1 protein-coding gene is annotated in these 432 nt (G+C 63.7%); it reads left to right on the plus strand.

From position 1 onward, the window contains the following. The coding region (locus OR16_RS39270) for a YcbK family protein (RefSeq protein WP_006165115.1) at window positions 1–420 on the plus strand (420 nt) is incomplete at its 5' end. Between the last annotated feature and the right edge of the window lie 12 nt (window positions 421–432).

A 432-nucleotide genomic window follows, 5' to 3' on the forward strand; every position in this document is an offset into this window, starting at 1 on the left:
GTCTACGCTATGGGCGAACAGTTTGTGCCCGAGTCGCTGGTCATGCTCAATCGATTCCTGCGCGATCACTACTCCGGCGAAGTCGGCGCGATCGACCCACAACTGTTCGCGCTGCTCTACCGCCTGAAGCAGACACTATCCTGCGAAGCGCCCTACCAGGTCATTTCCGGCTATCGCAGCCCTGCTACAAACGCGCGCCTGCGCAACACGGGCGGCGGCGGCGTCGCCACCCATAGCCTGCATATGGACGGCAAGGCCATCGATATCCGCCTGCCCGGCGTGCCACTGGCAGATCTGCGCGATGCCGCCCTGTCGCTGCGCGGCGGTGGCGTGGGCTTCTATCCCCGTGAGCAGTTCGTGCATGTGGCGCCTAGCGTGCGCGTCACGAAACGTGACCTCGCTTGGGAATCGACATGTTGAAGACGGCGCCAA

It is taken from the genome of Cupriavidus basilensis OR16 (assembly GCF_000243095.1).
In the GTDB taxonomy this organism is placed as follows: Bacteria; Pseudomonadota; Gammaproteobacteria; order Burkholderiales; family Burkholderiaceae; genus Cupriavidus; species Cupriavidus basilensis_D.